Genomic DNA, 24,020 nt, shown 5'->3' on the forward strand with positions numbered 1-24,020 from the left:
CCAAACAAGTTGGGCACTGCTACTGAGAGTGTGTAGTTATATCGAGAATATAATTTAGTTAATCAAAGGCGCCATAAAGATACTGTTCGCCATCAGTTTGTTGGTGCCATCCCAATATCCTCTGAAATGAATGTTATCAACGAAACTAATAACAGAACCTCTTCCAGTACGCTTAACGATAATCGCCGGTGTGCTGCCAATCATTTTTTGCAACTCGTCGGCAGTGTAGCCAGCAACCAATGGCTCTTTCAAGTAGGTCGCGACTTCGTCAAACGGGTTGTCGCCTTGAGAAACAATCATGTTATTGGTTTTAAACAAGGGTAATGTTGACTCTTCATAACCAAACATTAATGGGTGAGATAAATCGACGTCAGCTCTGTAAACAGATCCTGCAATCAGCTTTTTAGCTGCTAATGCGCTTTGATCACCAAATCCTAAGTCGTCAGTATCAAAAGCATCGTCGATATCAGCTCTGGACAATACTTCGTTATCAATCCATTTGTTCTGACTAAACCATCGTACCGCTGACTTCTGGCCAATCAACACACCGCCTTTTTGTACCCACTGTTTCATATTCTCAACGGTCTTTTCATTCACTGATGAATATGAGCCCGACGCGAAAATAATGTGCGTATAGTCAGAGATATCACGCCCATTCAGGTCTGACAAATCAAGTAAGGTTGCTGGTAAACCTAAACGCGTATCTAGGTAATGCCAAATTTCGCCTACTTCATACTGAGACGTACCTTTACCACCAATCAAAAGGACCTTCGGTAAGTTGACTGGCGCAAAACGTCGGCTACCTAAATCGATGCCTTTCGAGGTGAGACCCGATGCGACATTGTAGACAGCCAAGTTGAGAGCACTAGCTTGTTCGCTCAACATTTTTATAAGGTCGGTAGGTTGTTTCAAAGCAGCAGGAATAAGTATCGCTCCACGGCTAAAATCACGTTCAGAGACCTTTCCATTTGCAGACACTTGCGCTGTAAAATCGGCACCTGCCACTCGAACTTGAACATCATTGCTCAATAAAAATTGAAGCAATTTTGGTGCTTCGTAATCGTGCCATTCGAAGGCATAAGCGTAAGCATCTGCTTCAATACCGGTAGACACCGCACTTTTCACATATTCATTACTTGTAGACAATTTGCGAGCTTCAGACCGATTCAACGATGCGTAGTTCAAATTAAAAGCTAATGGTAAATTCCAGTTTGAAACGTCATAGAATGTGTTGTCTGCAAAGCGCTGACGCTCCGAAAATAATGAACGCAACAAGCGGTATTGGGCTTGTTTCGCCGGCACATAAATCGCGTTATTGGCAGCTAGCTCAAGACCTTTCACTTTAGTGCTTTTGCTGACATATTTGAAATCAATCTGATGCGACGCCAAAATCGATGCGACACGCTCGAAACGACTTTCATCTTTATTTCCTTGGATAACAAAACCTTCAATCTTGTCATCTTTCATCAGGTCTTTAGTATCAGCATAGAACTGTTTCTGATACGCCAATATCGCCTTTTTATTTGCTAGGGCGCCCTTAAAGGTAGATAAGGAGGTAGTGACTTGGTTTTGGATAGTATCTGGGAAACTCAACAAGCCATTGATGGAATCTTGCAAATGTCCTCGGCTACTCGCTTGCTCAAACAAAATACCGATGCTGCCATGAGCATCTGGGTAAGTTGAGCCTTTACCATAATAAAAATCATCAAAGCTTTCTTGGGTAAAATAGAGTTGCTTATCATTGTCTAAAGCTTTGGCATGGAAATCGCCCAAAGCTGCCGTTAGCGTTACATTGGTGTCTGGCGTCCAAGGGTTTTTACGCGATGCAATTCCCGGCTGGAAGAAGTAAGTACTGTCTGTACCCATTTCATGGAAATCCGTCAGAATATGAGGTCTCCATGAATGAAACTCGCGAATTCTTGCTTTGCTTTCTGGGTGAGTAAGTAGCAACCAATCACGGTTTAAATCGAACCAATAGTGGTTGGTTCTGCCCGACGGCCAATGTTCTCTATGCTCTCTGTGCAACTTGTCACTCACGAGTGTCTTGCCTTTATGTGAGTTTGCCCACTGAGCAAAACGTGACAGGCCATCAGGATTCAATGAAGGATCAAGCAAAACCACATTTTCATTCAACAGGGTATTGACTTCGTCTCCGTTCGAGGCCGCTAGATAATAAAGCACAAGCATAGAAGCATTTGCACCTGAAGGTTCGTTGCCGTGAACGCTATAACCCATATTGATAATTAAAGGGGCATCTTGTGGTACCGATTCACCGTTCTCAATTTGTTGAATATGCTGCTGACGAATCGCATCTATATTACTGTGATTACTTGGGCTGGTGATCGTCAATAACAATAAAGGCCGATGCTCATGCGTTCTACCTATCTCTTTCACTGTCACTCGGTCAGACGCCTCTGCAACAGCATACATGTAGTTCACTAGTTGGTCATGGCGCACGTGCCACGTTCCTACAGGGTAGCCTAGAATATCGGCAGGCAAAGGAATGGACTTATCGTAGTTTTGATTTTGAGGTAAATAGTCCAAGTCGCTGATTTTTGCAGTTGCACTGCTTACTGCGAACAAACTACAAAATAAGCTCATTGTGATTAAAGCAACAAATTGCCTGCGAATTCGGCTAGAAATGCCGTGTAGGTTCAACATAAAGTGTCCTTTGGTTTCGATTTGCCCGACAGTTTTACAACTTGTGTGCAAAAAATCAAATACTTGACTGTTTTACTCAAGTAATTTTGTTATTATACCGCCATTATCGTTTCGCTATTATAGCACCAATGTATAGAGGTCATCATGATCACCATATCTGAATCAGCACAAAGCCACTTTGGCAAACTACTTTCACAACAAGGTGAAGGCACTAACATTCGTGTCTTCGTTGTTAATCCAGGTACCTCCACTGCTGAGTGCGGCGTTTCTTATTGCCCACCTGATGCAGTTGAAGAGAGCGATATTACGCTACCATTTAACGGTTTCAACGCCGTTGTAGATCAAGAAAGCGCCCCGTACTTAGAAGAAGCGGAAATCGACTTTGTTACCGATCAAATGGGTTCACAGCTAACTCTAAAAGCACCTAACGCAAAAGCTAAAAAACTTTCTGACGACGCCAGCTTAGTCGAAAGAATTAACTACATGATTGAGACTGATATTAATCCAGGCCTTGCCAGTCACGGCGGCCAAGTAATGTTAGTTGAAGTTACCGAAGACGGTACAGCTGTGCTACAATTTGGTGGTGGTTGCAATGGTTGTTCCATGGTCGATGTAACCCTCAAAGACGGTATTGAGAAGCAAATGCTAGCGCAGTTTGAAGGCGAAATTACTGCAGTAAAAGACGCAACGGAGCATGAAGCTGGCGAACATTCTTACTACTAGAGTTTAATTGAACGAGTCTCTGACTCGTTCTATGATACGAGCTAATACTCGTCTAGGTAGGTTGTGAATGAGCAGTTTGATCGACAAAATAACTACCGAGCCCTTGCGCCACTGGCAGCGGTTCATTAAAGGTTTTTGTGTATTTATGGTGGGTGTCGCTATTTGGTATTCAGATATGGGCATAAGCTATTTCAATATCTTTGACGGCATTTCAGACACATTTATAAATAGCACGAAAATTGTCGCTTTAGTATTTCTCACTATTGGGGCTTGTATGTCTATTTATGGCTATGTACAAATCCTCATCTGCCGATTACTTCCAAGCCGGGTGGCAAAACAAAGCGAAGAAGCCTGAATAACTAATAGCTGCAGATACTCTGCAGCTGCTAGATCCACAAACGCTCATCTGGCTTCCGAAGCAAGTAGCCATACCACAAGCCTAAGATCAGGCCTCTAGAAGCAAGAAAGCTCAGTAACGCTAGCCACAAACCATAGTTCTCCATACCAGCGTACGCATCACTTCCCTGTATTAGCGTCGATACCATCCACCAGACTGCGAAAAAACCAACCGCCGCACTCAATATCATACTGTCACGCATTGCTCGACCGTGAGTTAAACCGACAAACACACCATCAAACAAGAAGCACCAATGAGCTATCAAGGGCAAGGCTATCATCAAGCCTAGATAAGACTTGGCATTTTCACGTAGGCTAAGTTGGTCAGTGAGAAGGTTGATGATATCAGACCCGAAAAGCCAGAATACAATGGCATACACCAGCGAAAAAATACTGGACCAAAACAACCCTGTATTCACCTGTCGTTTTAACATACTTAAATTGCGTCGGCCTTTTTGTTCACCAACAAGGGCTTCAACCGCATTCGCGACACCATCTAAACCCAAGGCGATGAGCGCGAAGAACTGCATTAGAATCGCATTTGTAGCAGCAGTTTGGGTACCCAAAGTAGCACCTGTGAACGTGACAAAGGCCAAGGTGAATTGCAACGCAAGGTTTCGAAATAAAATATTAGTATTGAGGTTTAACAAAGCTTTCAACGCCGAAAACTTCAACCATGCTGCCTGATATAAGTTCAGATTGACAATCCGCAATGCGGCATACAGTGAACAAGCCAACAAAGAATATTCTGCCAATACCGTTGCTGCTGCGACTCCTTCAATGCCCCAACCGAAACCAAAGACAAACAGAACGCTAAAAACAATATTAATCAAGTTAACTACCACCTGTAATAACAATATGGTGCGAGTCTTTTGTTGACCAATTAACCAACCCACTAAAGCCAAGTTAATTAATGCGGCAGGTGCGCCCCATACGCGCACAGAAAAGTAAGCTTGTGTACTCAGTGCAAACTCATCGCTTGATTGAGCGAAATAGAGCCCAGCGCTTAAAATCGGCGACTGCAATACGACAAATATCAGGCCTAGAACCAAACCCAAGGTGATTCCCTGTATCAGTACTTTTAAGCGGGCTTCGTCAGCTTTATCTTGACCACCTGCGCTTTGCGCACTTAAGCCAGTTACCGACATTTTAATAAAGCCACAAATCCAATACAGTTGTGTGAGAATTAATGTGCCAATTGACGCACCAGCTAAATAAGCAGCCTCATTCATATGCCCCAAAATCGCTGTATCAACTAAACCTAAGAGCGGCGTAGTTATATTGGCTAAGATTAGAGGAACTGCCAGTATTAATAATTGCCAAGGATGTGAACGGTTTGCATTGTCCTGCGCTACCTTGCTTTGCCCATTTGGCTTAACGTTTTTTGGCATGTCCGTTTATGTTACCTATGAAGTATGTTCTTCGTGAAGAGGAATTAGATGCTATAATTGCACAGAACTAGGGCCAGCAAAAGGAGCGCTAAGATGATTTCAACACGCATACAATCAACAGCTTCAGAATCTATGATTCTGAGCATTATACTGTCCTTTATCTTATTTGTTTGTGCATTTCCCGCCTTTAGTCTTAGTCAAAATACTCAAACCAATCAAACTCATCAAAATCGTAGCTTTGTGATTCTTCAATACCACCATGTGAGCGAAGACACTCCTCGAGTCACTTCTATCGCGCCTGCGGAACTAGAAGAACACATGAGCTACCTTGCAGAAAACAATACCGTCATCAGCTTGCAGAAGGCCTTGGACTTACTGAAAAAAGGTGAAGTAATACCTAATAAAGCTGTTGTTATTACCTTTGACGATGGCTATAAAAATATTTTAGAGAATGGTCACCCGATATTAAAAAAGTATGGCTTTCCCTACACAATCTTTATCAATCCATCGCAAATTGGTACCGGTTCTCAGCTTAGCTGGGAAGACCTTGAAACGATGAAAAGCGAGGGTGTTACTTTTGCTAATCACACGCTAGACCATCTTCACTTATTAGATCGTTATGCCAATGAAAGTGATGAACAGTGGCTAGCTAGAATAAAACGCAATATCGAGATGGCTGAGCAGCTACTGACTGAAAAGCTGGGTTATTCTTTGAAGTGGTTAGCTTACCCCTTCGGTGAATTCGACACCAAGGTAAAAGCCCTTCTTAAAGACATGGGTTATATTGGCTTTGGGCAGCAGTCGGGCGCCGTTGGACCATATAGCGACTTACAAGCTTTACCGCGATACCCAGCAGCGGGCAGATACGCGAACTTAGAAACACTCAAGACAAAAATTAACAGCTTAGCCATGCCAGTCACCGATGTGCGTCCGCAACGTTACGTGATGTTGATAGAAGAGCAGCTTGGTACCGTCGAGATAGATGTTAAGTTCGACGACATTTTATTAGCCCGCGTTGCATGCTATTTCAGAGGTGAAACCTTACCTATCAAGGAAACGAACACCGGCTTTAGCATTAATGTAAAAGCGAAGTTTTACCCTGGCCGCACTCGCATTAACTGCACAGCACCAAGCTTGCGCGATCCATCTCGCTTCTACTGGTATTCGTTGCCTTACTTTACAGCGCAGGATAACGGTACTTATTTGGATTGATAGGTAAGAAGCCCACTGACAAACAGTGGGCTAATTAAGCTTCTATTTTTGTTTCTCACTAACTACAGGCTGGCCATATTTGGGCGAGCGAGGACCATACAACAAACCATTATAGCTTTCCGCATTCAACAAACGTGCGTTTGCAATTGCAGCGATATCAAAACCACGATCGACAACTGTTTCGATAATTTGGTTCACCGCAGCTTCAACAAGCATGCCGATCAATCCACCACCACTGTTACCTCTCGTCTCAGCGCTAGAAGCAGTAGCTGCATTCTGCCAGAGGACTGCTCCAGAGCGTAAATCCACTAATTTTGCAGATACTGTAACGACAGTGTCACTCGATACGATGACGTAGCTGGTCCCGTAATTTTCGATAGTCATATACAGTGCAGTATCAGCACCAAAGATTTCATATAGTTTTTGATACGGAACCGCGTGCACATCATTTGCTACAGTCAAGCCATTGTTCTTAAAGGTTTCATTCACAATGGCAATTGGGAAAGTATAAAAACCAGATTCAGAAATAGGTGCGGCAACTTGTGACATTACGCTGTAGCCAGCGACGACTTCTTGTGAATTGTTAATTGGCGGAAGAACAACAACCGATTTTGGATCTGCAAGTCGAAACTCTGAATAGTCATACGCTGGGGGCGGACTTACACAGCCTGATAAAATAGCTGTACCAATGACCATAATCGCTAAATATAATGTCTTCATTTTGCATCACTTCCTTGTAATTGAGCCAATAGATAATCGAGATATTTGCTTGATTCTGGAAACAAAGACTTTTCGACTTCAAATTGTTCAATACCACCAGAGGTATTGCCTGACTCAAAATACAACATACCTAAATGCGCGTGGAAACCTGGCGCTAGAGGTAAACCTGTCGAACTAGCGTTTTGCATCGTTTGTTCCATAAGTAAAATTTGCTCACTGATACTTAAATCATCAGCTTTCAAATAGGAATAAACAGCCTCAGCTTGTTCACCATGATAATACAGAGGCTTAGGCGCCGTTACGCAGGCACTAAGCGTTGCAGCAGTTGTTAACAATAACAACAGTCGTTGAATTTGCTTCATATTTACAGGCTCCAATTCCCAGATTCTAATCCATTCACTAGGTTATTGACCGCTTCTCTGACTGCCAAATCTAATACTTTTCCGTTTAAGGTTGAGTCGTAACCAGCTGTGCTACCGAAGCCAATAACTTCTCGCTCTGATAAGCTATATTCACCCGCACCTTGCACTGAATAAACGAGCTCAGAAGTTGTCACATCAACAATATTAAGAGTGATTTTAGCATATGCAATTTGCGACTTTCCTTTGCCCAACAGACCAAACAGTTGCTTGTCACCTATATCCTTTCGGCCAAACTCAGTTACATCACCAGTAACCACGAACTTTGCACCTGAAAGATTCTGCGTGGCGCCAGTCAGTTTTGATTCTGATGCTAATAAAGCCATGTTGTCTCTATCTAAAACTACAAAGCGATTTGTCTGTTGAAGGTGACCCATCAATGTCGTCTTAGCTTGACTGCCCAGTCGATCGGTTCCAGATGAAAAAATGCCATTTTGAAAGCTAGAACGATTAACAAATGTACCAACAACAATTTTGTTTTTCACGCCACTATAACTAGTGTTGTAACTAGCGACTTTAGGCGTTTCAATCACTTGAGAACTGGTTGATGCACAGCCAGAGGTAACAATAGATATTGCGACAGCCGCACAAACTAGTACTGTTTGTTTTATATATTTATATTCCACGATATTTCCTTGTGTTGTTTTTGAAAATTTCAAAATTCAGTATTCCAGTCGAAAGTCTAGAAGCTAGTATTAAATAAAGCAATCAAAACTAGCTAAAAGGAAGATATGAATTGAAGGCGTGGTGATAAGATAAGGGCTTAACTTTACGCTGCTTCAGCGATAAGCTCGTTGATGATCGCAAAAGCTTGTTCCACTTGAATACTATCCAAACAAGAAATGTACATTTTTCCTGTTGTCAGAATTTTTCCGTTTTTATAGATAATATCAAGATCGTATCTGCCGCTTTCATACCTCAACAAACAACTGGATAAAGCGTTAAAACTTAGATCTTGTGCCTTTGGCATTTTTAACACCTTAGCCTCAAGATCAAACAGTAAATACTTTGGGTTAGTCCCTATTTTCCAAGCTTGATACACGAGAAAAGAAATGCCCAGAGGGATAGAAGCTATAGCGAAGATCAATAGTATCCCATCTCGTTTGCTTCCACTAAAAAGCGATTGATTAGCTTGTACTATTAAGCCAACGATGATAACAAATAAGGCAAGATAGATATTTCTCAACAGCGTTTTTTTAAACAACTTTACCTGCTTCGGATTAAAACTCTCGATGTTCAAAATCTCAAAACCCTAGCCATATTAGTTATCCTTCTTATTGATTCAGATATATATTGAATAGATCAGAATGCTCGGTTACTCTTTCTGACCTCGCCGTAAATCGTTTTTAGTATAGCGCTCTTGTTGTCATTAGCAATTGGCTGAGGCATAGACCGGATCTTCTCGGCAAGAATGAATAGCGTAAATTGCAATGTTGTGGAATTTGCCTTAACACGAGTTCGGCAATAGGAGAATTAACCAAAGTGATGTCAGTTTTTCGCACGGTTATCATCTTTATCATTATCTCAAGTGCAATGCTTGCGGGTGAAGTGAGCGCGCATACAAATGAAATAAACACTGATATTAAGCTCGTTAATGAGCAACTCCACCTTTTCTCTGATGCGTCTAGTGAAATGACGATTAACGAAGCAATAATAGCGTTTCAGAAGCAACAATTTTCGCATAATAGCGAGACTCAAGTCAGCTTTGGATTTACTCAAGATACACTATGGGCAGTACTGCCAGTCATTAACACTAGCAAAAATGATGACAGCCTAGTCATTAAAATTGATAACGCTTGGTTGGATGAAGTTGATGTTTATTTTGTTCACAATAAGCAAATACTTCAAGAGGCGGCTATTGGAGATTCTGTACCGTTCACTAAACGGCCAATTTCACGACGTATGCCAGCGGTAGCATATGACTTCCCTCCAGGGCAAACAGACGTATATTTTCGCGTTCATTCAAAAGATCCTTTAACGCTTCCTATTTATATTGGTTCGGAACAAAGCCATGTTGGCACAGCATCAATAAACGCCTATTTCTATGGTGCACTTTATGGCATTTTGGGCATTCTGTTTATTTATAACATTGCCTTATACAGTTATTTAAAAGAATTAAAATACCTATTGTATTCACTTTACTTGCTGGCATTCACAGCTTTTAACTACACTTATACAGGGCATGGGTTTTGGATATTGTGGCCAGAGTCTGTCGGGTTACAGCAGCTTCTTATGCCAACCTTGATGTTTGCCTATTTGTTTTCTGGCGTGCTTTTCACATTGGAATTTCTAAATACTCGCACCTATTTACCATCACTGTATGCATTTAGGTATAAACTTTATGGTGCCCTTTTGATACTGGCGCTTGGCCTCTTGATAATAGATGACCGCTCCATTGCAATAATGGCTCAGTTAATCATCTTAACGACATTATCGATCTGGATGCTGGTTATTGGCTATTATTCCTATAAAAGCGGCAACCCATTGGCAATGTTTTTCGTGCCTGCGGTGATTATGGGTACCGGTGGAGCAACCATCTCCAGCCTTGCTACTTGGGGAGTCATTCCTTATTCACAGTGGGCATTCCGAGGCATTGAAATTGGTATGCTTTTAGAAATGTCACTATTATCAATCTCTCTAGGGTTTAACTTTAAGTTGGCTCAAGAAGCCAGGAAGAGCGCTGAAATTAACGCTCGGCTTGACCAACTGACAAATCTTTACAATCGACGTGCCTTTTCCGATTTAGTTCACCCTTTATGGGAATTAGGTAAACGTAACAAAACACCTATGGCAATTATTCTCATCGACTTAGATTGGTTTAAGCGAATTAACGATGAATATGGCCACGCTACTGGCGATGAAGTTCTTGAAGAGGTTGGTAAAGAGCTAAAGAAACGATTGCGAGAGTCCGATATTCCATTACGCTGGGGAGGCGAAGAATTTCTCATCTTCTTGCCCAACACAAACACCCGAGAGGCTCATCAACTTGCAGACAAACTGCGCGAACATTTCGATTCAAAGAATATAACGCCCGAGCATAAAGTCACATTGAGTATTGGTGTCGTTAGTGCACTTCCACATTCGGTTGAACTCGACAAACTAATCGGTCTTGCAGATGAAGCTTTGTATCAAGCCAAGCAGAAAGGCCGCAATTGTGTAGTTTCATTAGACTAGATTCTGAACACATTGCTCACGCCTTAAGTTTCATGCTACAAGTAAACCAAATATCTAAGCTTGGATAGGCAACTCCAAACGTAAAAAACACTGCTCAGTGGGCAGAAAATGATTTTCTTTTACAACATTGAAACCCGCATTCAGGTAACAGTTTAGTGCTGCCGTATTACCTTTTTCAACATCTAGCACCAACGCTAACTTTTTCATCTTCTGTGCTTTGCGTTTTGCAAAAGCAATAAGGGAAGTGGCTAAGCCAAGATTTCTAGCACTCGGAATAATGGCTAAGTGCCCTAAGCATAGCTGATCTTTAGTTGGGCTTGTAAAACAGAGGTCTAGTGCTTCTCGATTGATCAGTAGGTGGCCAAGTTGCTTGACATCGAAAAAGCCCTTCAACGCCTCTAAGGTCTGATATTGAAATACGTCAGACATAGGTGAATACCATGTGGTGCAAGCACCTAGCAGCACATCAGACTCGTGATTATTTGCATCACTCACTCCCCAATGTCTACTTGCGCTAAATTGGCCATCGGCTCGGGCACAAGCATAGCGAAGGAATGATAGGCACTGTTCTTCACCACCGAACAGGTAACTAAGCAGGATGGGCTCAGATTGAAAAACCAATGCAGCAAGCTGTTCAGCTTCCGCTGGCTTGCAGGGTTGAATAATAAAATCGCAATCAGCCATTGTTAAGTAACAAGGGAACGTCTACTTTCAGTTCTTCCATGTCACTGATGGCGAGTTGGCCAGGTTCCATTTTTGGCTTAAAGCGTCCAACCACGTTGCCGTCAGGATTTATGACCACAATAGATGCACTATGATCGACAAGATAATTTGGATTGTCAGTGCTTTCGCTCATTGAATACATCATTCCCATACTTCTTACCAAGGGAAAAAGTTGGTCGTGAGATCCCGTACTTGCAAGAAAATCAGGATTAAAATAGTTAACGTATTCATTTAACCTTTCGACAGTATCGCGTTTGGGATCAACGGATAGAAACCATATTTGTAGAGGAGTAGACGTCACATTTTCTTGTAATTCAGGATATATTTTATTCACTTCAGCCAAGGTGACAGGACAAATGTCTGGGCAGAAGGTATACCCCACAAATGCTAAGGTCCAAGAGCCCTTTAAGTCGCTTTTGGTCATCTTTTCATTTGTGTGACTGGTAAGCTCGAAGTCGGCTAGCGCTCTGGCTTGAGGATACCAACTCATATGTTGAGTTTGCTCGCTCAGCGGCTTTTCCATGCTGGAAGGCGGCGCGATAGTAATCGCTAAATAAATACCGAGAATTAACGACAGGACAGCAACAATGCCAACCAATTTATTTTGGTTCATGAGAATAGTATCCAACACATAATGAAAAGAGGCCTACTCAGTAGACCTAAATATTTAATAGAAGTTTACAAAGGAATGTAGTGATCAGCTAGTAATACCACAAATAAAATCATTAGATGTAAAATGGAAAACTTAAATGTGTCCATTGCAGTAGACGCTTCAGGTCTATATTTCAGCTTAATCGCGAAATACATAAAACCAGCGTTGAGAATAGTAGAGCCAATCAAATAGATGAGCCCGCTCATATCCACTAAATAAGGTAATGCACACACTAAGCAGAGCAAGACCGTATAGAGTAATACACACGTTTTAGTGAATTCGATTCCATGAGTAACAGGCAACATGGGTATCTCTGCTTTTGCATAGTCTTTTTCGCGATGAATAGCCAAAGCCCAGAAATGGGGTGGCGTCCAAGTGAAAACAATCAACACCAACAAGAGTGCATACGCGTGTATCTCACCGGTAACGGCTACCCAACCCAAAAGCGGAGGAGCGGCTCCAGCTAAGCCACCTATGACAATATTTTGTGGCGTTGCACGTTTTAAATAAGACGTATAAATCACTGCATAACCGACTAAACTAGCCAAAGTTAACCAAGCTGTTAGCATATTTACAAATGCAGCTAAGCTCACAAAGCCGATCGCACCAATCACGAAGGCAAACACTAAAGCTCGTTGGGGAGATACTTTCCCTTTCGCCACTGGGCGATTAAAAGTACGTGCCATCACACTATCAATTTTATGGTCAACAACATGATTAATAACAGCTGCTGAAGACGACAATAAACCAATGCCCAACATGCCAAAGATTAAGACCTGCAAGTCTATCCAAGTTGATGTGGCTAAGCACATACCAACCAAGGCGGTCAGTAAAAGTAGCATTACCACGCGGGGCTTTGTCATTTCATAATAGTCACGCCAAGTGGCTTGATTGCGAATAGCTTTCGAAGCGATAGCTTGTTGACCCATGTGCTTCTCCTAGAAAATTTTACTTCATAAATCACTTTTATATTTTTGTTGTGATGAGTGATTTACCACTATGTTTAACTGTTTTAGACAGCCGTCAATACTTGCGATACATGGTGTAAGACATCATTATCATTACCAGCAACAAACATGCAGCCACCGCGTTATGCATTGTCGCCACAACCAATGGCAAGCTATAAACAACGTTACTAACACCAAGAATAATTTGTAAGCCCAGCACTAAAGTCATCGTTACGGCTAGGCGTTTCATCAAACCCGACGAGGATTTTTTGTAAACCGCGATAGCGAACCAACACAGATATAAAAATGTGATAATAGCCCCAATTCTGTGCATAACATGCATCGTGACCTTTTCTTCAGGGCTATGTACACCGAATTCATAGTTTTCAGCTTCGGGAACACTAAAGGCTCCACTGATGTCCATCTGGCTAAACCAATCTCCCTGACAGATTGGAAGTTCGACACAGGACACTGATGCGTAATTTGCACTAGTCCAGCCGCCCAATGCAATCTGCCAAACTAAGATAAGTATTCCAATAAGGCTAAATTTGGCGAGCTTTCTGATTTGCGAGTCACCACCTGGAATACGATATGGAGTGAGGCGCAAATACAATAGAAACAGACAAGAGAGAACGGTAAAACCACCCAACAAATGCCCCATTACCACTACAGGTAATAGATTTAAGGTAACTGTCCACATGCCCAGCGCACCTTGAAAGCACACCAAGCAAAATATCACGAAGGGAAGTTTTATCGGGACATTCTTCCCTCTCAGTCGCTTAACGAGAGCGCTAAGGAAAATGACCAAAATAAGAAAGCCCAAGCCAGCAGCAAAGTAGCGATGGATCATTTCATTCCAAGCTTTCTCAGCTTCAACCGGACGCTCAGGGAACGCTTGATTCGCGCGTTCTACTAACTCTTCCGTTTGCGGAACAAGCAAGGTGCCATAACATCCTGGCCAATCAGGACATCCAAGCCCTGCGTCCGTTAGACGTGTATAAGCGCCTAGGACAATAACAACTAGTGCCAAAAAAATGCTAGCCAGCACTAACTTCTTCATTATTCTTTTATCCTGTTCTAGCCGATGCGCGACAATTTCAGTAATTTGCGTAGGTCTGCCAATATGTCACGGCTGTCCATAATTGCTTGGTCTCGTTCAAGCGTGATGTCGTATCGCAATACTACATTTCCGAGTGTATCTATAATGAAAATACCATCATTGCCGACCTGTTTAAACAATTTATTAACACTTTCTGAATCTAAATTTAACAGCTTGCCATATTCTTTGGAAACTACGTTTGCTACTGCTTTCGTATCGCTGTTTTCCGTAGCGATAAAAACTGCGTCTACCCTATCCATTTCACGCCCAACAGCCTTCCTTACCTGGCTAATACTAAATACCGCATTCTCACAAGCAACATCGCAACTTTCAGGGATGACGTAAGACAAACGCCAATGCGGTTCCTCACTGGTGTCTACAAATACGCTACTAGCATCAATAATAGGGTCGAGTAACTGTCCTCTGTTTGTAGCACCTTTATTAAACCAATCATTATCAAGCGCTAATTTGGCAAGAACAACGGGAAGAATGAAAACGACAATAAGCGCTAGGGCAGTGAATTTCGTTTTCTTCGATGATGAGTTTTTTGCTTGCATCTTATGTCTCTTTATTATTTTTAGAATGGAGGAGTTTCATTAAACTCAATAAGTAAATAGTTAAGGCTGCAATACCTAAACCAAACCATTGAGCGGCATAACCCAAATGTTTTTCTGGTGCCATCACGACCGGTTGCCACTCTCTGACAAACTCGGTTTGCGGGTTTTTATCAATATTGATAATAAACGGAAGCAGACTTTTGTCACCGCTTAATTGCAGGTGTTCTGCAGCTTTTGCTAAGTCTAGTTGCTGTAGTAATGCGGGAAATTCGCCGAATGAGATGTTTGTTTCCGATACCATGGCGTTATTCGACGGGTACTTCACTACGCCGCGAAACACGTTATTTGTACCAGCGATTAACGCTAGATCTGCCTGGGGAATGTTTGGCAACTCTCCTCTGATTCCTGAACCACGTAACCAACCTAAATTAGCTAGAACAAAAGTGGGATCAGACGACGCTCCTTTGCTTATTTGGCTTGAAAGGTCACTATTAAGCTTTATTGGAACAACAACTTCAAAACCGACTCGGCCTTCGTTAATTTTATTATCGATGTAAAACAGCTTGTCTATGTTTGCTTCGCCGATGACTTGAACAGGGTAATCTTGAATATCTTCTGTTTGTGATGTTGTACTCTCTTCTCCCGCGATCAACATCAATTCAGATAGCGTATAAGCTTCGCTTGTTCGTCGTTCTTCGATTTGGGCAAGACGCACGTCTTTTTCAGCTTTTCTATCCAATTGCCAGATACCTAAGCCAAACATAATGACAACACATACCAAAGTGATTAAGGTAGGTATTATAGGTAATTTACGGAGCCACATATTCGTTAATAAACCTTTGAAAATTCTTTTTGCCCCGCAAAAGAAAGAATAAAAATAATAGGAGCGAGTGCATGTTAGTTGTGAAAATTGTCATTGGTGCTTTGTTGATCTTTATGGTGGTCAGCTTGTTCAAAGCTATGGTGATCATGTTGAAAAACAAACAAGATGAAAATATGAGTAAATATATTGGTAGACGAGTACTTGCTTCGGCGCTCATCATTGGCATTATTTTGCTTGGTGTTGCAACGGGATTGATTAAACCGAATCCTTCACCTTATCAACAGCAGGCTACTCAAACGGAGTAGCCCATTGTTGTTTATTTACTCAACAATGTCAGTAGCTTATATTCTTAAAGAATATAGACAAAAAAGAATAACATTACCCACACTACGTCAACAAAATGCCAATACCAACTACCCGCTTGGAAAGCAAAGTGTTCTTTCGGCGTAAAGTGCCCCTTCAATACTCTAAAAAACAACACAATGAGTATTATTGTTCCCAAGGTAACATGCATTCCATGGAAGCCTGTTAACAAGAAGAAAGTGTTTCCGTAGACGCCTGAATCGAGCGTGAGGTCGAGATCACGATAAGCGTGAATGTATTCTTGCACTTGCAAACCCAAGAAAATACAACCCAATAGGATAGTAATTCCTAACCATACGGTTAGCTGTGTTCTTTTGTCTTTTTCTAGCCCTACGTGTGCAAAGTGCAGTGTTACTGAGGACGCTAGTAATAAGGCCGTATTGATTAATGGCAGTCCAGTCCAAGGCATAGCTTGCGTTGAAGGTTCACCTGTTGTTATCGCATCAGCAGGCGTAACAAGAAGAGGCCATGTGGCTTCGAAACCGTTCCATAACACTTCGTTGGTGCTGACATTATTTGATGCCCCGCCTAGCCATGGGATCGCGATCGCTCTGGCATAAAACAATGCACCAAAGAAAGCCGCAAAGAACATAACTTCAGAGAAAATGAACCAGGCCATACCCTGACGGTAAGATCGGCCCAACTGAGCGCTATACAAGCCACTCATTGATTCGTCGATTTGGTTTTTAAACCAACCTGTGATCATGATAAGCAATAACGCTAAACCGGCTAGCAGAACATAAAAACCAAAGCCTTCCGTTCCATTGCTATTTTCGATTACAAAATTACCAGCGCCAACTGCTATTAGAAACAAAGCCACTGCGCCCACGATGGGCCATATACTTTGTTCGGGCACATAGTATTTTTCGTATTGTTCTTGAGCCATTTTATTCTCCATTAGCTGTATTCATTGCTACTTCAACAGCGGGTTGTACCTTTGCAGATATGTCATAAAGGGTATATTGCAAAGTAAAAACACTTATATCTTTGGGCAATTGTGGGTCAACGTAGAATTTCATCGGCATGATGGCTTCTTCGCCTGATTTCAAAGGTTGATGTTTAAAACAAAAACACTCTGTTTTATTCACGTAGAGCGCAGCCGTACCAGGTGACACGGATGGAATTGCTTGAGCAATAATGTCGCGGTCTGATGGGTTTCGTACGTAAAATTCGACTTCACCCATTTCGCCAGGATGCACACGCACTACAGCTGTTTGTGCTTTGAACTCCCAAGGCATTCCAGAGTGGGTACGGGTAATAAACTCTACCTTAATAGTGCGCGATTCATCGATCACTACCGACTCATACACAGCCGCTTGATCCGATGGCTTACCGTTGATACCGGTTAAGTCACAGAACACATCGTATAGAGGCACTAATGCGAAGCTGAAACCCAACATACAAACAACAACTAATACCAAGCGCTTTACTGTTTTCGCATTTTCAGCTGCCATTTCAGCGCGCGTTTTGGGCGCCGTAGACGCATCAGCACTACTTGCTTCAGCGTCTCTAGCCGTGTCATTAAGCGATTTATCTTCAGGATTCATCGTCTCAACTACCGTTTCTTATTTCACTACCGGCGGCGTTTCAAACGTATGGTAAGGTGCAGGTGACGGGATTTCCCATTCTAAACCTTCAGCCCCTTCCCAAACTTGGTCGCTAACAGGCTCACCTTGTTTCTTACATGCCTTGATAAGCAATACTAAGAAAATAAGCTGAGATAATCCGAAGGCGAAACCACCGATACTGATCCACTTATTGAAATCTGCGAATTGAAGCGCATAGTCAGGAATACGACGAGGCATACCTGCTAGACCCACAAAATGCATAGGGAAAAACAACACGTTTACAGAAATTAGTGAGCACCAGAAATGCCACTTAGCTAAAGTCACGTCAAACATCTTACCCGTCCATTTCGGTAGCCAATAATAGACAGCCGCCATGATAGAGAAGACCGCACCTGTAACCAGTACGTAATGGAAGTGAGCAACAACAAAGTAGGTATCGTGATACTGGAAGTCGACAGGTGTAATGGCCAACATCAAGCCAGACAAGCCGCCAATCGTAAACAGCACGATAAAGGCAATAGCAAACATCATTGGCACTTCAAACGTTAATGAGCCGCGCCACATTGTCGCTACCCAGTTAAAGACTTTCACGCCTGTAGGCACCGATATCAACATGGTCGCGAACATGAAGAACATTTCCGCGGCCACTGGCATTCCGGTGGTAAACATGTGATGCGCCCAAACGATGAACGAAAGAAGCGCGATCGAAGCGGTTGCATACACCATAGAGGCGTAACCAAAAAGTTTTTTACGCGAAAAGGTAGGCACAATCGCGGAGATGATACCGAAAGCAGGTAGAATCATAATGTATACTTCTGGGTGACCAAAGAACCAGAAAATATGCTGGAACATCACTGGGTCACCACCACCGGCAGCGTCAAAGAAGCTTGTTCCGAAGTATTTGTCGGTCAGTACCATCGTAACCGCACCGGCTAAGACTGGCATAACAGCAATAAGTAAAAACGCCGTAATCAACCACGTCCATACGAACAGCGGCATCTTCATGTACGTCATGCCTGGAGCACGCATATTTAAGATGGTAACGACAACGTTAATCGCGCCCATGATTGAGGAAATACCCATAATATGCACAGAGAACACAAACAAGGCAGTGCTGTCGTTACTATATTGAGTAGATAAAGGCGCATAGAAGGTCCAACCGAAGCCAGGGCCACCGCCTTCCATAAATAGCGATGAAAGCAGAATTAAAAAGGCAAATGGCAGTATCCAGAAGCTCCAGTTATTCATGCGAGGTAAAGCCATATCCGGCGCACCTATCATCATTGGTACCAACCAGTTTGCAAGGCCGGTAAAGGCAGGCATAACTGCACCAAAGACCATAATTAACCCATGCACTGTTGTCATTTGGTTGAAGAAATCAGGTGAAACAATTTGCTGTCCTGGTTGGAAGAGCTCTGCGCGAATAACCATCGCCATTGCACCACCCACGAGGAACATAATGAATGCGAACCACAAATACAATGTACCTATGTCTTTGTGGTTAGTCGTAAACAACCAACGGGTTATCCCTGTTGGAATATGATGCTCATGATGATGGTCGTCGTGTGCGCCATCACTAGCAGCGTGAGTGTCTTGGCTATCTTTAACTGTATCTGTACTCATCGTGATGACCTCCTATTGACCGTTTATCACAGCGTTGACGTCTTTAGCTTGCACCATGTCGCCAGTGTTGTTGCCCCAAGCATTACGCTCGTAAGTCACTACCGCCGCAATCTCAGACATACTCAACTGCTTACCAAACGCAGGCATGTTGTTTTTGCCGTTGATGATGTAATCAATGTGCGCTGGAATGTTTTGCTTCTCTAATGCAATCGCGCTGCCTTTCAAAGCAGGGAATGTGGGTGGAAGACCTTCACCGTTTGGTTGGTGGCAAGCGACACAGGCAATGTTGTAAACCTTCTCACCTTGGGTCATTAGCTCTTCCATACTCATATTCATCGCAAGTAAACGTTGTTCTTCTTCTTTTGCACGTATGGCAGCTAACTCTTGCTCTTTTATCCACGCGTCGTATTCTGCCGGCTCTTTTGCAATGACTACCACCGGCATAAAGCCATGGTCTTTTCCGCATAGCTCTGCACATGCACCACGGTAAATACCAGGTTCGTTAACATTCGCCCATGCTTCATTGATAAAACCAGGGTTAGCATCTTTCTTAATTGCAAAATCAGGCACAAACCATGAATGAATTACATCATCTGAAGTAATTAGGAATCTCACTTTTTTGCCCGTAGGGATGACTAAAGGTCGGTCAACTTCAAGAAGATAATTTTCACCTTTAGGAAACTTATTTTGAATTTGCTCTCGCTGAGTGGCCAGCAAAGAAAAGAATTCAACATCTGGGTTTTCTTGGTACTTGTAATGCCACTTCCACTGGGAGCCAGTGACTAGTATAGTAATATCTGCTTCGCTGGTATCCTCCATCGCCATTAAGGTTTTCGCCGCGGGCCAAGCCATAGCAATAAGGATAATGAAAGGGATTACTGTCCAAAGCACCTCAACCTTTACATTCTCGTGAAAGTTCGCTGGCTTAGCGCCCACTGACTTGCGATGAACTATCATGGAATAGAACATAACGCCGAATACCAAGGCACCAATGACTACACAAATCCAGAACATTAGCATATGTAAATCATATACTTGTGCACTGATATCGGTAACGCCTTCGCGTAAGTTAATATCTGATCGTTCCGCAGCAGTCGTCGCGATTGCCGGATTGCTAAGCGCCAGCATAGCGCCTACTAGCAACGTTGAAATTCGCTTCACTCTGATACTCCTTTGCATAACAACATTAGAGCGCTCAATTTTTACACTCCAATGTAAAGGTTTTGTTATTATTTTTAATGATATGTAAATCAATGCCTAATGATTAAACAAAGTCCCTACTTAGTCTAGTGTTTTTTTGCAATTTGAATGAATATGGTTATTCCCTATTTGCTTAATGCGCAATAAATAAACAATAAAGAATTGATAAGTAACTCAAGCAGAGACGGAATTAATGAAGAGGGAAGAAGCGATTGATTTATTTAAAAAAACCCAAGAACCGGCTGAAAGCGGTGCTTGGGTTAGTTGGGTATATGTCGAGTAGAAAGAAGAGTTAACTCATGTTTACATCCAATCAGAGTTACGAATAACACCAACTGCAATACCTTCTATATTGAATGGTTGTGAAGCTAAATCGACTTTAATCGGTGAGAAAGCGTCGTTTTCTGCATGTAGTAGTACTTGGCTTCCGCGTTTTTCAAACCGTTTTACCGTAACATCCTCATCAACACGAGCGACGACAACCTGACCGTTATGAATATCAGTTGTTCTGTGAACCGCTAATATATCGCCGTCGAGAATACCGATGTCTTTCATACTCATGCCATCGACTCTAAGCAAAAAGTCGGCGCTTGGCTTGAACAAATCTGGGTCGACTTTGTAATGACACTCTACATGTTCTGTTGCTAGGATGGGTTCACCCGCTGCAACACGACCAATTAACGGTAAACCTTCTTCCACTTCATCTTCAAGTGCACAATTCAGTTTAATACCGCGCGAAGTACCCGGCATAATTTCAATCACGCCTTTTTTCGCCAGTGCTTTTAGATGCTCTTCCGCTGCGTTAGCAGATTTAAAGCCTAAATTTCGTGCAATTTCTGCGCGAGTTGGGGGCATACCCGTGTCGATCATGGTGCTTTTGATTAGGTCGAGCACTTCTTGTTGTCTTGGAGTTAGTGGACGCATAAACAGCCTGTTTTTCTATACAGTTAGGTGTAAGTATATACAGGATCGAATAAATGGCAATCATCAATTTGTCTTTTGTTACGTTTGTTTTTCAAGGAATTAATATAAATTATCGCTGTCATGTTATTATTGTCAGGTTAATTTTTATATTAGGAAGAATACATGAGTGGCGTACGCGCTTTTTTGCGAAAGCTTTTTACACTGCCAATTCGCTGGCTAATTTCAGTGAAGAGTGTGCCTACTAACATCGAGTCAGAGCTCGGTATTGATAAAAAGAAGCCCCTTTTATACTTAATTCAAACTGAATCGATTACCGATTTAGTTGCCTTGCAATTGTCAGCTGCAGGCTTAGGTTTACCCAATCCCATATCGCCCATAGGGTTCTTAGGTGAGGAGCATAAGCGCTGCTATTATATCAATCGTCCTCAAAGCCTATTTTCCCGAAAAGTAAAGAAAACATCTATTGAAGACGTATTTACAAAAATGTTTCTATTACATAGAGAAAATCCCGAACTAGACTTGCAGGTTGTGCCTGTATCAATATCTTGGGGTCGCTCAGCAGGCAAAGAGTCCTCCGGATTCGCGCAATTACTTGCTGATAGAGCATCGCCAAGCTGGTTACGAAAGCTATTCATTTTACTATTCTTAGGTCGTGACAACATCGTTAGTTACAGTAAAGCTGTGTCCACTAAACAGATGGCCCAATTACATGGCTCTAACCAAAAGATATCTCAGAAGCTAGTACGAGTAGCGAGGACTCACTTTCAGCGAAAACGTCAAGCAATGTCAGGCCCAACGCTTTTAGAACGCTCGACTCTATACAATTCACTTCTCGGTGCCGACTCTATTCAATTGGCCATGCAAGAAGAAGTCAGACAAAAAAACATCAGCCCTGATGAAGCAAAGAAAAAAGCCTTAGCTTATATTGATGAAGTTGCGGCCGACTATCGCGAAGGTCTCATTCGTATAGGCGATAGAGTGCTTGGGCGTATCTGGAATAAAATATATAACGGCATACATGTCGGACACGCTCATCGCGTGCGAGAACTGGCTCAAAACGGCCACGAGATCATTTATGTACCGTGTCATCGCTCACATATGGATTACCTATTATTAACCTATGTTATTTATCATGAGGGCCTAGTGACTCCGCATATCGCTGCAGGTATTAATCTAAACTTTTGGCCAGTGGGTAAGATATTTAGACGTTGTGGTGCGTTTTTTCTACGTCGCAGTTTTGCCGGTAACAAACTCTATACCGCTGTGTTTAGAGAATACCTAGAATTGCTATTTAACAAAGGCTATTCAGTTAAGTACTACCCGGAGGGCGGGCGCTCGAGAACAGGTCGCTTGCTACCACCAAAGACCGGCATGCTTGCAATGACCTTACAAGCCGCCTTAAAAGGTATCAATCGTCCAGTCTCAATTGTCCCTGTTTATCTGGGCTATGAGCACGTTATGGAAGTAAAAAGTTACCAAAAAGAATTGAAAGGCAAGTCGAAGAAAAAAGAATCGCCAACACAAGTTTTCTCTGCCATTCGTAAGTTGAAAAATTATGGTCAGGGCTTCGTAAACTTCGGCGAGCCACTACTTATTAATCAATTCTTAGATGAGAACGTGAAAGAGTGGCGCGATGTTAATGTGGATGATCCAGATAAAAAACCAACGTGGTTAACGCCTGCCGTGAACAAGCTTGCAGATACTATTATGACGCGAATCAATCGTGCCGCGGCATTGAATGGTACAGCTTTAGTAGCGCTATGTTTGCTATCGTCAAAAACCCAGATCATGAGCGAGTCAGAATTAACTCGCGCTATCAGTGACTACCTCGAACTTCTTAAAAACGCACCGTTTAGCGGCGACTTCACCATGCCAGACGAAGACGCTATCGAGTTGGTTCAAACAACACTGGCCCTAAAGCGTTTTGAACAGTCGGAAGATGAGTACGGCAAACTCGTTGCGACAAAGCCTGACAATGCAGTATTACTCACCTATTACCGTAATAACATCATGCATGTTTTTGCTTTGCCTAGTTTAATTATGGCGGTTATTTTCAGTGCTAAGAAAAAAGAAAAAGCCGCAATCATATCAATCGTTGAACGCATGTATCCCTTGCTGAAACGCGAGTTCTTCATGCATTTGTCATTAGAGCAAGCGAGTGAGTATGCCGACACATTGATATCACAGATGAAAGCCCAAGGCTTGTTAGTACAAAGTGGCCGCTACTTAGCGCCACCAGCTTCCAGCGACGATAGTTTCCATTCTGCGTGGTTACTCAGCCGAGCAATGCAAGAAACTTGGCAACGCTACGCAGTTGTACTCAGTGTGCTTGAGAAAGAGAAGTCACTCGGCCGTACTCAACTTGAGAAACAGAGCTGTGTTATTGCCGAACGTCTTTCAACCCTTTATGGCATGAGTTCACCTGAGTTCTACGACAAGAACGTATTGGGAAGTTTCGTGAATGCCCTACGAGAAAATAAGCTGCTCACCACACTTGATGATGGCACGCTTGAATTCTCAGAAGACAGTTTAGCCATGAAAGAAGTGATTAACGAGTTGGTTTGGCCGGAAATAGTGCAGCATTTGGAAAAGATCTGAGGCACGTCATTTCTGCGGAGGTTTGTCATTCCTGCGGAGGCTTGTCATTCCTGCGAAGCTTTGTCATTCCTGCGAAGGTATGTCATTCCTGCGAAGGCAGGAATCTAGGTCCCCGCCTTCGCGGGAATGACGGTAGTAAGTGGGAATGACAGTAGTAAGTGGGAATGACCATAGTGGGCAGGGATCTAGGTCCCCGCCTTCGCGGGGACGACGGTAGTAAGCGGGGACGACGGTAGTAAGCGGGGAC

General features: G+C 42.7%; 23 protein-coding genes. 6 read left to right on the plus strand and 17 right to left on the minus strand.

The features are described 5' to 3' along the window. Window positions 1–54 precede the first annotated feature (54 nt). Window positions 55–2,661, minus strand: coding sequence for a M14 metallopeptidase family protein (locus RM544_RS14245; RefSeq protein WP_311362475.1), 2,607 nt, complete (start codon window positions 2,659–2,661; stop codon window positions 55–57). A 144-nt stretch (window positions 2,662–2,805) separates the two neighbouring features. Between RM544_RS14245 and nfuA the strand changes: the two genes are divergently transcribed. Both nfuA and RM544_RS14255 read left to right on the plus strand, forming a co-directional pair. Continuing rightward, window positions 2,806–3,384: a Fe-S biogenesis protein NfuA gene (gene nfuA, locus RM544_RS14250; RefSeq protein ID WP_311362476.1), complete on the plus strand. Its 579-nt coding sequence runs from the start codon at window positions 2,806–2,808 to the stop codon at window positions 3,382–3,384. 67 nt (window positions 3,385–3,451) lie between these two features. Continuing rightward, entirely contained in the window at window positions 3,452–3,739 is a 288-nt protein-coding gene (locus RM544_RS14255; protein WP_311362477.1) for a hypothetical protein, read from the plus strand. A 31-nt stretch (window positions 3,740–3,770) separates the two neighbouring features. Here RM544_RS14255 and RM544_RS14260 read toward each other — a convergent pair whose 3' ends face one another. After that, window positions 3,771–5,171 carry an MATE family efflux transporter gene (locus RM544_RS14260; protein ID WP_311362478.1) on the minus strand — a complete coding sequence of 467 codons (1,401 nt, stop codon included), beginning with the start codon at window positions 5,169–5,171 and terminating at the stop codon, window positions 3,771–3,773. A 93-nt stretch (window positions 5,172–5,264) separates the two neighbouring features. Here RM544_RS14260 and RM544_RS14265 point away from each other — a divergent pair, with 93 nt between their 5' ends. Continuing rightward, a complete protein-coding gene (locus RM544_RS14265) occupies window positions 5,265–6,383 on the plus strand; it encodes a polysaccharide deacetylase family protein (protein ID WP_311362479.1) in 1,119 nt (372 codons plus the stop codon). 42 nt (window positions 6,384–6,425) lie between these two features. Here RM544_RS14265 and RM544_RS14270 read toward each other — a convergent pair whose 3' ends face one another. From RM544_RS14270 to RM544_RS14285, 4 genes are all read right to left on the minus strand, one after another. Continuing rightward, window positions 6,426–7,103 (minus strand): DUF799 domain-containing protein, encoded by a 678-nt coding sequence (locus RM544_RS14270; protein ID WP_311362480.1) that lies wholly within the window; start codon window positions 7,101–7,103, stop codon window positions 6,426–6,428. Beyond that, a complete protein-coding gene (locus RM544_RS14275) occupies window positions 7,100–7,465 on the minus strand; it encodes a DUF4810 domain-containing protein (RefSeq protein ID WP_311362481.1) in 366 nt (121 codons plus the stop codon). Before RM544_RS14275 ends, RM544_RS14270 begins: the two co-directional genes overlap by 4 nt. Before the next feature lie 2 nt (window positions 7,466–7,467). Beyond that, complete coding sequence (locus tag RM544_RS14280) at window positions 7,468–8,133, minus strand: CsgG/HfaB family protein (protein WP_311362647.1); 666 nt, start codon at window positions 8,131–8,133, stop codon at window positions 7,468–7,470. Between the two features lie 158 nt (window positions 8,134–8,291). Then, the gene (locus tag RM544_RS14285) at window positions 8,292–8,726 is read right to left on the minus strand and encodes a hypothetical protein (RefSeq protein ID WP_311362482.1); all 435 of its coding nucleotides are present in this window, start codon (window positions 8,724–8,726) and stop codon (window positions 8,292–8,294) included. A 281-nt stretch (window positions 8,727–9,007) separates the two neighbouring features. Between RM544_RS14285 and RM544_RS14290 the strand changes: the two genes are divergently transcribed. Beyond that, window positions 9,008–10,696, plus strand: a complete 1,689-nt coding sequence (locus RM544_RS14290; RefSeq protein ID WP_311362483.1) for a diguanylate cyclase — start codon at window positions 9,008–9,010, stop codon at window positions 10,694–10,696. 54 nt (window positions 10,697–10,750) lie between these two features. Here the strand turns inward: RM544_RS14290 and RM544_RS14295 are convergent, their stop codons facing one another. The 6 genes from RM544_RS14295 to RM544_RS14320 all read right to left on the minus strand — a co-directional run bounded on the left by RM544_RS14295 (window position 10,751) and on the right by RM544_RS14320 (window position 15,497). After that, the gene (locus RM544_RS14295) at window positions 10,751–11,380 is read right to left on the minus strand and encodes a GNAT family N-acetyltransferase (RefSeq protein WP_311362484.1); all 630 of its coding nucleotides are present in this window, start codon (window positions 11,378–11,380) and stop codon (window positions 10,751–10,753) included. Next, window positions 11,373–12,032 carry an SCO family protein gene (locus RM544_RS14300; protein WP_311362485.1) on the minus strand — a complete coding sequence of 220 codons (660 nt, stop codon included), beginning with the start codon at window positions 12,030–12,032 and terminating at the stop codon, window positions 11,373–11,375. Before RM544_RS14300 ends, RM544_RS14295 begins: the two co-directional genes overlap by 8 nt. Window positions 12,033–12,097: 65 nt before the next feature. Further along, entirely contained in the window at window positions 12,098–13,000 is a 903-nt protein-coding gene (gene cyoE, locus RM544_RS14305; RefSeq protein WP_311362486.1) for a heme o synthase, read from the minus strand. 94 nt (window positions 13,001–13,094) lie between these two features. After that, on the minus strand, window positions 13,095–14,078 hold the full coding sequence (locus RM544_RS14310) for a COX15/CtaA family protein (protein WP_311362487.1): 984 nt from the start codon (window positions 14,076–14,078) through the stop codon (window positions 13,095–13,097). Between the two features lie 17 nt (window positions 14,079–14,095). Next, window positions 14,096–14,674: a hypothetical protein gene (locus RM544_RS14315; protein ID WP_311362488.1), complete on the minus strand. Its 579-nt coding sequence runs from the start codon at window positions 14,672–14,674 to the stop codon at window positions 14,096–14,098. Between the two features lies 1 nt (window position 14,675). After that, complete coding sequence (locus RM544_RS14320) at window positions 14,676–15,497, minus strand: SURF1 family protein (protein ID WP_311362489.1); 822 nt, start codon at window positions 15,495–15,497, stop codon at window positions 14,676–14,678. 71 nt (window positions 15,498–15,568) lie between these two features. Here RM544_RS14320 and RM544_RS14325 point away from each other — a divergent pair, with 71 nt between their 5' ends. Then, window positions 15,569–15,802, plus strand: a complete 234-nt coding sequence (locus RM544_RS14325; protein ID WP_311362490.1) for a DUF2909 domain-containing protein — start codon at window positions 15,569–15,571, stop codon at window positions 15,800–15,802. A 44-nt stretch (window positions 15,803–15,846) separates the two neighbouring features. Here RM544_RS14325 and RM544_RS14330 read toward each other — a convergent pair whose 3' ends face one another. From RM544_RS14330 to lexA, 5 genes are all read right to left on the minus strand, one after another. Further along, window positions 15,847–16,746 (minus strand): cytochrome c oxidase subunit 3, encoded by a 900-nt coding sequence (locus RM544_RS14330; protein WP_311362491.1) that lies wholly within the window; start codon window positions 16,744–16,746, stop codon window positions 15,847–15,849. Between the two features lies 1 nt (window position 16,747). Then, the gene (locus tag RM544_RS14335) at window positions 16,748–17,314 is read right to left on the minus strand and encodes a cytochrome c oxidase assembly protein (RefSeq protein WP_311362648.1); all 567 of its coding nucleotides are present in this window, start codon (window positions 17,312–17,314) and stop codon (window positions 16,748–16,750) included. Between the two features lie 111 nt (window positions 17,315–17,425). Further along, window positions 17,426–19,051, minus strand: a complete 1,626-nt coding sequence (ctaD, locus tag RM544_RS14340) for a cytochrome c oxidase subunit I (protein WP_311362492.1) — start codon at window positions 19,049–19,051, stop codon at window positions 17,426–17,428. A 12-nt stretch (window positions 19,052–19,063) separates the two neighbouring features. Next, the gene (gene coxB, locus RM544_RS14345) at window positions 19,064–20,179 is read right to left on the minus strand and encodes a cytochrome c oxidase subunit II (protein WP_311362649.1); all 1,116 of its coding nucleotides are present in this window, start codon (window positions 20,177–20,179) and stop codon (window positions 19,064–19,066) included. Between the two features lie 375 nt (window positions 20,180–20,554). After that, window positions 20,555–21,175 (minus strand): transcriptional repressor LexA, encoded by a 621-nt coding sequence (gene lexA / locus RM544_RS14350; RefSeq protein ID WP_311362493.1) that lies wholly within the window; start codon window positions 21,173–21,175, stop codon window positions 20,555–20,557. Between the two features lie 162 nt (window positions 21,176–21,337). On the opposite strand from lexA, the gene plsB reads away from it, so the two are divergent. Further along, a complete protein-coding gene (gene plsB / locus RM544_RS14355; protein WP_311362494.1) occupies window positions 21,338–23,773 on the plus strand; it encodes a glycerol-3-phosphate 1-O-acyltransferase PlsB in 2,436 nt (811 codons plus the stop codon). Window positions 23,774–24,020: the final 247 nt, after the last annotated feature.

The sequence above is a fragment of the Brumicola blandensis genome (assembly GCF_031846165.1).
GTDB lineage: Bacteria > Pseudomonadota > Gammaproteobacteria > Enterobacterales > Alteromonadaceae > Glaciecola > Glaciecola blandensis.

Excerpts from the sequence above, each read along its gene's own strand:
- RM544_RS14245 (WP_311362475.1), bottom strand. The coding sequence starts at position 2,661 with ATGTTGAACCTACACGGCATTTCTAGCCGAATTCGCAGGCAATTTGTT.
- nfuA (WP_311362476.1), top strand. The coding sequence starts at position 2,806 with ATGATCACCATATCTGAATCAGCACAAAGCCACTTTGGCAAACTACTT.
- RM544_RS14255 (WP_311362477.1), top strand. The coding sequence starts at position 3,452 with ATGAGCAGTTTGATCGACAAAATAACTACCGAGCCCTTGCGCCACTGG.
- RM544_RS14260 (WP_311362478.1), bottom strand. The coding sequence starts at position 5,171 with ATGCCAAAAAACGTTAAGCCAAATGGGCAAAGCAAGGTAGCGCAGGAC.
- RM544_RS14265 (WP_311362479.1), top strand. The coding sequence starts at position 5,265 with ATGATTTCAACACGCATACAATCAACAGCTTCAGAATCTATGATTCTG.
- RM544_RS14270 (WP_311362480.1), bottom strand. The coding sequence starts at position 7,103 with ATGAAGACATTATATTTAGCGATTATGGTCATTGGTACAGCTATTTTA.
- RM544_RS14275 (WP_311362481.1), bottom strand. The coding sequence starts at position 7,465 with ATGAAGCAAATTCAACGACTGTTGTTATTGTTAACAACTGCTGCAACG.
- RM544_RS14290 (WP_311362483.1), top strand. The coding sequence starts at position 9,008 with ATGTCAGTTTTTCGCACGGTTATCATCTTTATCATTATCTCAAGTGCA.
- RM544_RS14295 (WP_311362484.1), bottom strand. The coding sequence starts at position 11,380 with ATGGCTGATTGCGATTTTATTATTCAACCCTGCAAGCCAGCGGAAGCT.
- RM544_RS14300 (WP_311362485.1), bottom strand. The coding sequence starts at position 12,032 with ATGAACCAAAATAAATTGGTTGGCATTGTTGCTGTCCTGTCGTTAATT.
- cyoE (WP_311362486.1), bottom strand. The coding sequence starts at position 13,000 with ATGGGTCAACAAGCTATCGCTTCGAAAGCTATTCGCAATCAAGCCACT.
- RM544_RS14310 (WP_311362487.1), bottom strand. The coding sequence starts at position 14,078 with ATGAAGAAGTTAGTGCTGGCTAGCATTTTTTTGGCACTAGTTGTTATT.
- RM544_RS14315 (WP_311362488.1), bottom strand. The coding sequence starts at position 14,674 with ATGCAAGCAAAAAACTCATCATCGAAGAAAACGAAATTCACTGCCCTA.
- RM544_RS14320 (WP_311362489.1), bottom strand. The coding sequence starts at position 15,497 with ATGTGGCTCCGTAAATTACCTATAATACCTACCTTAATCACTTTGGTA.
- RM544_RS14325 (WP_311362490.1), top strand. The coding sequence starts at position 15,569 with ATGTTAGTTGTGAAAATTGTCATTGGTGCTTTGTTGATCTTTATGGTG.
- RM544_RS14330 (WP_311362491.1), bottom strand. The coding sequence starts at position 16,746 with ATGGCTCAAGAACAATACGAAAAATACTATGTGCCCGAACAAAGTATA.
- RM544_RS14335 (WP_311362648.1), bottom strand. The coding sequence starts at position 17,314 with ATGGCAGCTGAAAATGCGAAAACAGTAAAGCGCTTGGTATTAGTTGTT.
- ctaD (WP_311362492.1), bottom strand. The coding sequence starts at position 19,051 with ATGAGTACAGATACAGTTAAAGATAGCCAAGACACTCACGCTGCTAGT.
- coxB (WP_311362649.1), bottom strand. The coding sequence starts at position 20,179 with ATGCTGGCGCTTAGCAATCCGGCAATCGCGACGACTGCTGCGGAACGA.
- lexA (WP_311362493.1), bottom strand. The coding sequence starts at position 21,175 with ATGCGTCCACTAACTCCAAGACAACAAGAAGTGCTCGACCTAATCAAA.
- plsB (WP_311362494.1), top strand. The coding sequence starts at position 21,338 with ATGAGTGGCGTACGCGCTTTTTTGCGAAAGCTTTTTACACTGCCAATT.